General features: G+C 69.5%; 10 protein-coding genes. 3 read left to right on the forward strand and 7 right to left on the reverse strand.

Annotation, left to right across the window (positions count from 1 at the left end; genetic code table 11):
* Positions 1 to 101: 101 nt before the first annotated feature.
* A complete protein-coding gene (gene purT / locus AAD027_RS12950) occupies positions 102 to 1,286 on the forward strand; it encodes a formate-dependent phosphoribosylglycinamide formyltransferase (RefSeq protein WP_341726428.1) in 1,185 nt (394 codons plus the stop codon).
* Positions 1,287 to 1,415: 129 nt separating this feature from the next.
* Positions 1,416 to 1,715, forward strand: coding sequence for a hypothetical protein (locus AAD027_RS12955; RefSeq protein ID WP_341726429.1), 300 nt, complete (start codon positions 1,416 to 1,418; stop codon positions 1,713 to 1,715).
* A gap of 82 nt (positions 1,716 to 1,797) precedes the next feature.
* On the opposite strand, the gene AAD027_RS12960 is transcribed toward AAD027_RS12955, so the two are convergent.
* From AAD027_RS12960 to AAD027_RS12975, 4 genes are all read right to left on the reverse strand, one after another.
* Positions 1,798 to 3,003 (reverse strand): endonuclease/exonuclease/phosphatase family protein, encoded by a 1,206-nt coding sequence (locus tag AAD027_RS12960; RefSeq protein WP_341726430.1) that lies wholly within the window; start codon positions 3,001 to 3,003, stop codon positions 1,798 to 1,800.
* 107 nt (positions 3,004 to 3,110) lie between these two features.
* On the reverse strand, positions 3,111 to 3,494 hold the full coding sequence (locus tag AAD027_RS12965) for a hypothetical protein (RefSeq protein ID WP_341726431.1): 384 nt from the start codon (positions 3,492 to 3,494) through the stop codon (positions 3,111 to 3,113).
* A 109-nt stretch (positions 3,495 to 3,603) separates the two neighbouring features.
* Positions 3,604 to 4,329, reverse strand: coding sequence for an arginyltransferase (locus AAD027_RS12970; protein WP_341726432.1), 726 nt, complete (start codon positions 4,327 to 4,329; stop codon positions 3,604 to 3,606).
* 2 nt (positions 4,330 to 4,331) lie between these two features.
* Positions 4,332 to 4,916 (reverse strand): phosphatase PAP2 family protein, encoded by a 585-nt coding sequence (locus AAD027_RS12975; RefSeq protein WP_341726433.1) that lies wholly within the window; start codon positions 4,914 to 4,916, stop codon positions 4,332 to 4,334.
* A 145-nt stretch (positions 4,917 to 5,061) separates the two neighbouring features.
* Here AAD027_RS12975 and AAD027_RS12980 point away from each other — a divergent pair, with 145 nt between their 5' ends.
* Entirely contained in the window at positions 5,062 to 5,790 is a 729-nt protein-coding gene (locus tag AAD027_RS12980) for an EF-hand domain-containing protein (protein WP_341726434.1), read from the forward strand.
* Between the two features lie 135 nt (positions 5,791 to 5,925).
* Here the strand turns inward: AAD027_RS12980 and AAD027_RS12985 are convergent, their stop codons facing one another.
* The 3 genes from AAD027_RS12985 to AAD027_RS12995 form a co-directional block, all read right to left on the reverse strand.
* A complete protein-coding gene (locus tag AAD027_RS12985) occupies positions 5,926 to 7,071 on the reverse strand; it encodes an RNA polymerase sigma factor (protein ID WP_341726435.1) in 1,146 nt (381 codons plus the stop codon).
* Positions 7,072 to 7,172: 101 nt separating this feature from the next.
* Positions 7,173 to 8,378 (reverse strand): RNA polymerase sigma factor, encoded by a 1,206-nt coding sequence (locus AAD027_RS12990; protein WP_341726436.1) that lies wholly within the window; start codon positions 8,376 to 8,378, stop codon positions 7,173 to 7,175.
* Positions 8,379 to 8,462: 84 nt separating this feature from the next.
* Positions 8,463 to 8,957, reverse strand: coding sequence for a pathogenicity-like protein (locus AAD027_RS12995; protein WP_341726437.1), 495 nt, complete (start codon positions 8,955 to 8,957; stop codon positions 8,463 to 8,465).

Here is an 8,957-nt window from a genome sequence, read left to right on the forward strand (position 1 = left end):
TCGGACAAAAGATATCAAAATGATATCAATCGTCAACAGCCGTTCGTCGGCGGGAGGCCGGCCGGTAGAATGCCGCTCCACTTCTCTCGCCGGATTCCCCCATGGTCAGCCTCGGTACGCCGTTATCCCCCCACGCCACCCGCGTCCTGCTGCTGGGGTCGGGCGAACTGGGCAAGGAGGTGGCCATCGAGCTGCAGCGGCTGGGGGTGGAGGTGATCGCCGCCGACCGCTACGCCGATGCGCCGGCCATGCAGGTGGCGCATCGCGCGCACGTGCTGGACATGCTGGACCCGGCGGCGATCCGCGCGCTGGTCGCCCAGGAGCGCCCGCACCTGGTGGTGCCCGAGATCGAGGCCATCCACACCGAGACGCTGGTGGCGCTGGAGGCCGAAGGCGCCGCGCGGGTCATCCCGACGGCCCGTGCCGCGCGCCTGACCATGGACCGCGAAGGCATCCGCCGGCTGGCCGCCGAGACGCTGGGCCTGCCCACCTCGCCGTACCGCTTCGTCGATACGCTGGACGAATATCGCGCCGCCGTCGCCGGGATCGGCCTGCCCTGCGTGGTCAAGCCGGTGATGTCGTCCTCCGGCAAGGGCCAGAGCACGCTGCGGGCGGAAGCCGACATCGACGCGGCCTGGGACTACGCGCAGACCGGTGGCCGTGCCGGCGCGGGTCGCTGCATCGTCGAGGGCTTCATCGACTTCGACTACGAGATCACCCTGCTGACCGTGCGCCATGCCGGCGGCACCGCCTTCTGCGATCCGATCGGTCACTGGCAGAAGGATGGCGACTATCGCGAGAGCTGGCAGCCGCAGCCGATGACGGCGCTGGCGCTGGAACGCTCGCAGGCCATCGCGAAGGCGGTCACCGACGATCTGGGCGGCTGGGGCCTGTTCGGCGTGGAACTGTTCGTGAAGGGCGACGAGGTGTGGTTCAGCGAAGTCTCGCCGCGTCCGCACGACACCGGGCTGGTCACGCTGGTGTCGCAGGAACTGTCGGAGTTCGCATTGCACGCGCGCGCCATCCTCGGGCTGCCCATCCCGGCGATCCGCCAGAACGGCCCCTCGGCCTCGTGCGCGATGCTGGCGCATGGGCATGGCGTGCCGGTGTTCGGCAACGTGGAAGGCGCGCTGGTCGCGCCGGATACCGCGCTCCGCCTGTTCGGCAAGCCGCGCGTGGAAGGCCATCGCCGCGTCGGCGTGACATTGGCGCGCGGCGGGACCATCGACGCCGCGCGCGCGACGGCGCGCGAGGCGGCTGCGGCGATCGTCATGACACTGGAATAGGCTTTCCTCGAAACCTTCTCCCCGCATGCGGGGAGAAGGTAGCCGCAGGCCGGATGAGGGGCGAACGAAGCCGGCCTCCCCACAGAGCAACGACGGGGAGGCAGGCAGGACCAAATTTTGGAGAGTCGTATGAATGGCAACAGCGGCTACGCCGTGTTCTTCTTCCCGCAGGCGCTGGAAGCACTGGGCGAGGCGATCAAGCCCTACCTGACCGACCAGCCCGACGGCCCGCACATCTTCTGCAAGGAGATCGACACCGGCGGCGCGTTCACCGAGATGACCCTGGTGGGCAAGAACCCGGAAGGCCACGACGTGCAGATCGAACTGATGGTGCCCGGCAGCATGATCCGCATGATCGTGTCGGCGCAGAGCGACTCGGTGTTCGGCTTCGGGCCGCGGGTGACAACCTCGACTGTGGGAGCGACGTAAGTCGCGATAAGTTTCCTGCCGCCAGTCCGTCGCGACTTACGTCGCTCCCACAGGGGGAAGGCGCCGCGGCACTTCGTTCTAGCTAGAGGGAAAGGTCCATCCACACCAGATGATGGTCGCTGCCGTCGGCGATGGCGGCGTCCGGGTCGTCCTTCCTCGGCCAGAACACGCCGCTGCCTTCCAGCGCGAAGCCGGTGGACGGCAGCACGTAGTCCAGCCGCATCGCGCCGGTGCGCGGCCCGAAATCGCCGGTGACGTGCGCGGGCGAGCCCTGCATCTTCAGGCCTTTCGCGATGTAGTCTTGGGCGGTCTCGGCGCCGCCCTCGCTGCGCGGGGTGGGCATGCGCAGCACGCGTGGGTGTTCCAGCAGTTCGATGATGGCCTCGTGGCGGCCGTCGCCGTCCACGGGATCGTTGTTGAGATCGCCGGCGATCACGAAGCGCGCATCGGGCGCCAACCCGCCGCAACGGCCCAGGTCGTCGCACAGCCAGGGCTTGTCGCCGGGTGTCAGGTATTCGTGCCACAGGCGGATCTCGTCCGCATTGCGCAGGCCATTGCGGTCCTCCGGACCATCGAACACCGGCGGGGTGGGGTGCGACACGAGGAAGTGCACCGTACCGCCCGGCGTGCGCACCGGCACGTCCCAGTGCGATTTGGAGGACAGCCGCAGTTGCTGCCAGATTTCTTCCGGATAGAAGGCCCCGCGCGAGGCCGGGTCGATCGGGTTCTGCGCGTTGGGCAGCGTGCTCCAGCGCAGCATCTGGAACGTGCGCACCTGCGCCTCGTCGATGGGGAAGCGCGACAGCACCAGCATGCCGTACTGGCCCGGGTGCAGGCCGTAGCCCCAGGCGTCGTTGCCGCGGTCGCGTCCCGTGCCGCCGGCGGTGCCGTTGCGGTCCAGGTCCAGTCCGCTGGGTACGCCGGTGTTGACCGGGGCGAGGTAGCGGTAGGGATAACGCAAGGGCTCTCCGCCGCCGGGTTGCGCGGTTTCGAGATAGCGCTGCTGGAACAGGTCGGCCGCGCGGTGCTGCGGGTCGTAGTCGAATTCGTTCACCAGCAGCAGGTCGGGCCGCACCTTCTGCAGTACCGCCGCGATCTTGCGCGCGTGCGCGCTGTCGCCTTCCAGTTCGCGGACCAGGCCACCGGCCTCGTCCGAGTACAGCGAGGTGTTGTAGGTGGCGACCCGCAGGGGCGGGCCGGCTGTGCCGCGACCGTCGTTGTGGGGAACGAAGCCGCCACAGGCGGCCAGGGCAAGGATCATCGGAAGCAGGGCGGTCAGTCGGCGCATCCCGCGATGATGTCATGTCGTCATGACCATTGTGCAAAAACGACAACGCCCCGCATGGCGGGGCGTTGCGGGCGTGACGACGAATCAGGTCGATGGAACGCCGCGATTCAGAACGAGCAGCCCATCGCCGCGTAGCCGGCCTTGGCCTGGTCCATCGCCGTCTTGCACTGCGCGGCCAGCGCGCTCTTGTCGGTGACGGCGGCCCAACTGGCCTTCGACTGCTCGATGCCCTGCTTCATCATGTCGCGCTGGGCTTCCGGCACCTTGTCGCTGATGCAGGCATAGATCTTTTCGAGGTACTGGTCGCACTCGGCCACGCCGGTGGAGGCGTTCACGGTGTCGGTGCCGGCGGAGGGCACGGCGGCGTCGGTGTCGGTGGCCGGTGCGGTGGTCGCGGGGGCGTCGGTAGCCGGGGTGGCTTCGTCGGCGGGCTTGCAGGCCGCCAGGGTCAGGGTCGCCAGCGCGGCCAGGGCAAAAACGTTGAACTTCATGCAAAGCTCCAGATTCGGATGAGTGGTTCTTCAAGCGCCATGACGCAGACGCGCAACGGCATGCCGATTCTGTGCCCACCGTCACGAAAAAAACACTCACATTTACATCTCACACTATCGCGCGGGTCCACTGCCGGCCGTCGAACATCTCCAGCGGCCGGAAGCGGCGCTTGTAATCCATCTTCCGGTGGCCGTCGATCCAGTAGCCCAGGTACAGGTGGGCGAACCCGTCGCGTCGTGCCCATTCCAGTTGCCGCAGGATCGCCAGCGTGCCCAGGCTGCGGGCCTCCAGCGCAGGGTCGTAGAAGGTGTAGACGGCGGACAGCGCGCCGGGGACCAGGTCGGTCACCGCGACGGCGAGCAGTTCGCCGTCTTCGCGCAGCTCCACGAAGCGTCCATGCGACCAACTGCCGACGAGGAACTGGTCGAACTCGACCGCGCCATGGTCGTCCATGCCGCCTTGCGGATGCCGCGCGGCCAGGTAGCGGCGGTAGAGCGCCAGGTGTTCCTCGGTCCTCAGCGCGGCGACGATGCGGGTTTCCACCCGGGCGTTGCGTGCGGCGCAGCGACGCTGGCTGCGGTCGGGGGTGAAGTCGGCCACCGGGATGCGCACCGCCACGCAGGCGCGGCACTGCCGGCAATGCGGCCGGTAGACGATGTCGCCGGAGCGGCGGAACCCCCAGGCCAGCGCCTGCGGATACATCTGCGCCAGGCGCGGATCGCGCGGGTCCAGCACCAGATCGCGCGCCACCCGGTCGGACCAGTAGCCGCAGGGATGTTCGCCGGTATGGAACAGTCGCAGCTCGTCGATGGGTTGGACGGCGTTCTCGCCCATGCTCAGCCCCCCATCCGCGCGGCCAGCGGCCAGAACGCGAATCCGGCCAGCCCGCCGGCCACCGCACCCGCCAGCAGGTCGCGCGGGGCGTGCCGTTGCAGGGCCAGCCGCGACCAGGCCACCGCCGCGGCGAATGCCAGTGCCGCCAGCATCCATGCCGTGCCCAGTTCGCGCAGCAGCAGTGCGGCGAACACCGCGAACGCCAGGTGCAGCGACAGCTTGCACCAGCGCGCGGTCAGCATGGCGGCCAGGATCATCGTGGCCGACAGCGCCAGGCCCAGCGCCAGCAGCGGCTGCCCGCCGCGCCACGCGACCAGCAGCGCGGCCGCGACCAGCGCCGCCAGCAGGAAGCGGTTCAACGTGCCGCGCTCGTGTTTCGCGCTGGCATCCACGTGGCTCCAGCGACCCCGCCGCACCTGCCACCACGAGAACGCCATCACCAGCATGGCGAAACCGGCGAAGCCCGCGGCCATCGCCAGCGCCGTCCGTCGCTCGCCCTGCGTCAGTGCCACCGTCAACGCGGCCAGCGGCAACACCAGCATCGGGTGGCCGAAGATCGACAGGGCGCGGGCGAGGGGCTGTGTCATGCGGGCCAGCATACTGCGGCCCCGCCATCGCGTGCGCTGCGACTATCCGCCAGCTGAATGCGCCCGTCCGGGCGTCAACCTGCGGGCGGGCGACGCGTTTCCTGTGGCAGTGGCGCACATGGCGCCGCGTCTTCAGGAGAACACGATGAACCGCAAGACCCTGCTTTTCGTGGCCGTGCTGGCCGCCCTCGGCGCCGGCAGCGCGCTGGCCGCCACCCAGGCCGGCGATGCGCAGAAGCCCGCGCGCGCCAGCCTCGACAAGAACAACGATGGCGCCATCGACAAGGCCGAAGCCGCCGGCCATCCGCGCTTGGCCGAACACTTCGATCGGCTGGACAAGAACGGCGACGGCAAGCTGACCGCCGATGAGCGTCCGCAGCGCAAGGGCATGCGCGGGCATGGCCGTCGCGGCGGCGAACACGGCCAGCGCCAAGGCTTCGCCTTCAAGAAACTGGATGCCAATGGCGACGGCAAGATCAGCCGCGAGGAAGCCGCCGTCGATCCGCGCTTCGCCGAGCGGTTCGAACAGATGGATGCGAACAAGGACGGCGTCATCGACCGCGCCGACCACGAGCTGCGCGGCAAGCAACGGCGCGATGAATGGTTCGCCAAGGCCGATGCCGACAAGGACGGCAAGCTGACCCGCGCGGAAATCGACCAGGCCGATGCGAAGCGCCGCGAGGAATTCCGTCAGCGCATGCAGGCGCGCATGGACGAGCGTTTCGCATCGGCGGACGCGAACAAGGACGGCCGGCTCTCGCGCGACGAGGTGAAGGGCAACCCGCGCCTCGCCGAGCGCTTCGATGCTCTGGACACGAACAAGGATGGCTTCCTGTCGAAGGAAGAACTGGCCGCCGGGCGCCAGCGCCGCTGAGCGGATTCGCAGTGACCGGGGCCCATGCCGCCAGGCATGGGCCCTTTCGTGTCCGGCCTTGGGACAGTAAGGGTATAGAGTGAAGCCGCCGACTCGCCGGTGCGCGCAGCGCACGACTGCCCGGCGTGAACCAGCCTAGAAGGACAGGCGGCCGGACATGACCAGGCCGATCGTCAGCCCTGCCGTGCCCATCAGGCCTCCCACCACCATGCCCGCGACCCTGCACCTGCGCTGGCGTTCCATCTTGCGTTGCGTGGCCACCGGATCGCGCAGCATGTCGCGGGCCTGGCGGCGCTTGAGGATGCGCGGCAGCCAGCGACCGCTGGCCCAGAAGATGCCCGCCATGTACGCCCATGTCAGCGCCATGTGCGGCAGCCAGCCGGGCACCTTGCTCAATGCGCTGATGCCGGCGATGAAGGCCACGATGAGCGTCGTGTTGAAGGCGCCATAGCGCAGCAACGCATGTCGCTCTTCGGCATCCAGCGGATCGCGCAACTGTTTCCGGATGCCGAACCACACCGAGCCGATGCCCACCACGATGCCCAGCGCGACGACGCCGGCGGAAGCGCCCAGCACTTTCAGCAGCCCCTTGCCCGCTACGGCGGAACCACTGCCCAGCAACGCGGCGCTGGCGGTGGAGGGTGCGGCGACGGCCAGCATGCCCAGTACCCCGCCGGCGAACGCGGCCGACGGCGCCGAACTGCGCGCGAACTCGCCGAAGCGCGCCATCAGTTCTTCGCGCACGTACTGGCGCGCGCGCGACAGGCGCTTGCGTACCGCGGCGTCGGTGAGGCCAAGCAGCCTCGCGACCTGGGGCGCGCGCTGTCCCTCGCGGTAATACAGCAGCAGCACCTCGCGGCTGTCCTCGGGCAGGGCCGCGATGACCTCGAGCGCCGCCGCTTCCTGCTCGGTATGCAGCAGGGTTTCGGCCGGAGTGGGAGCGGTGTCGGCCGCCAGCGCGATCGCCAGTTCGGCGGTCTCGCCGGTCATCGGGCGGCGGCGTTGCGCGCGCAGGTGGTCGCGCGCCAGGTTGCGGGTGATCTCGCGCAGCCAGGGCAGGAAGCTGTCGGGGTTCTTCAGCGTGCCCAGCTGGCGCCAGCCTTTCAGGAAAGCTTCCTGCGCGATGTCCTCGCTGGCCTGCACGTCGCGGGTGATCGCCAGCGCGATGGCGGTGATGGTGTTCTGGCACGCGGCCACCACGCGGCCATAGGCGTCGCGGTTGCCGTCGGCCGCGGCGGGCAGTTCATCGCGCAGTGCGAGCTCGAGCGAAAGGGTATCCACGCATCCTCCAGTCCGTCCGGATCATGCGTACACGACGACCGGACATGCGGAGTGTGACCCGTGGCGGTGCGAGGGAGTAGCGGGGCGTTTCCGGGGCGGTGTCAGATCCGGCCGCTCTGGACCAGGGCGAACGCCATCGCGCCCACGGCCAGCAGGGTGCTGAACACGATCGCCTTCTTCCCCATCACGTAGTCGTATCCCCGCCGCCTGGCGGCGTTGGCGGGATGGGCCAGCAACGGGGCCATGATCCTCGGCAGCGTGACCAGGTACTGGTAGTTGACCATCGCCAGGCCGACCACGAAGGCGATGCTCAGGGCCAGCCAGCCGCGGTACAGCACGGTGGCCAGCATCACGCAGAACAGCCATGCCGCCGCCGTGCTGGAATTGAGCAGCAGGAAGCGGCGGATCCTCTGGCGGTCCTGGGCGGTCTGGCCGAAGCGCGCCAGGTACCACCAGGTGAAGACATAGCCGGCCAGGCCGCCGATGACGCCGCCGATCAAGCCGGCCAGGCTGGCGGGGTGCTGGGTGAACGTCTGCAGGATCAGGCCGAACGAGCCGCCCGCCACGCCCCCGGACACGCCGCCGCCCATCAGGCCGCTGGTGCCCAGCTTGCCGATGCCGCCGCCCAGCACGCCCGAACCGATCACCGTGGCCGCGCTGGCCGCTGGCATGGCGCCAACCAGGCCGCCCAGCACGATCATCGCGAAAGCGGTGCCGGGCGCGGTGGAGCGCGCGAACTCGCCGAAGCGCTTCAGCAGTTCCTCGCGCACCGTGGCGCGGGCGCGCGACAGGCGCTTGCGCACGGCGGCATCGCTCAGGCCCAACAGGTCGGCGACCTGTTGCGAACTCTGGCCTTCGCGGTAGAACAGCAACAACGTTTCGCGGCTGTCCTCCGGCAATGCCGAGATGATGTCGGTTGCGACGATTTCCTCTTCGGTCCGCAGCAGGCGTTCCGACGGCGTCGGCGACGGGTCGGCGGCCATGCCGATGGCGATCTCGGCGGCTTCGCCGGACAGCGGGCGGCCGTGGTTGGCGCGCAGCCAGTCGCGGGCCAGGTTGCGGGTGATCTGCCGCAGCCAGGGCAGGAAGCTGGCGGAATTCTTCAACCGGTCCAGTTGCTGCCAGGCCTTCAGGAAGGCTTCCTGCGCGATGTCCTCGCTGGCCTGCACGTCGCGGGTGATCGCCAGGGCGATGGCGGTGACGGTGTTCTGGCAGGCCAGCACGATGCGTCCGTAGGCTTCCCGGTTGCCGCGGGCGGCGGCCGGGAGTTCGTGCTGCAGCATCAGGTCCAGGGTTTGCGCGTTCATCGGGTCTCGCCGTACGGATGGCCTGCTGACCCGGACGGAATTCCGCGGCGGATGTGACCGGCCCTCGCGCGCCTGTCCATGCGCTCAGCCGGTGGCGGGCTGGATGCGGACGCGATTCTCATCGTCCGCCGGCGCGGGCTCGGTGGGGGCGGGCTGCGGCTGTTCCTGCGGCTGCGCCGGGACCGGCGGGGCGGGGACGGGCCGCCGCATCCACATCACGGCGGCGGCCAGCGCGATCAGCGCCAGCAGGATCAGCCGGATCCGCCAGGCCCAGGACCGGCGCGGCGCTTCCTCCACCGGACGGGTGAAGGTCAGGCTGGGGCCGTTGCCGGGGCGGGTGGTTTCCAGCAGGCCGGCGGCGCGCAGCAGTTCGCGGGCGCGCGGCTGGTCCTCGGCATGGCGGATCCACAGCGCCGGCTGCTGCGACTGCGGCGTCGGCTGGGTGTAGCTGAACTGGCTGCCGCGCTTGCTGTGGTAGGAGCGGCCGTTGCTGATGTAGACCTCGATGCCGGCATCGGTCAGCAGCCTGGCCACGCCTTCGACGGTTTCGATCCGCTGGCTGGTGAATACCTGTCGCAT

Origin of the sequence: Pseudoxanthomonas putridarboris (genome assembly GCF_038321125.1) — a bacterium.
GTDB classification, from domain to species: Bacteria; Pseudomonadota; Gammaproteobacteria; order Xanthomonadales; family Xanthomonadaceae; genus Pseudoxanthomonas_A; species Pseudoxanthomonas_A putridarboris.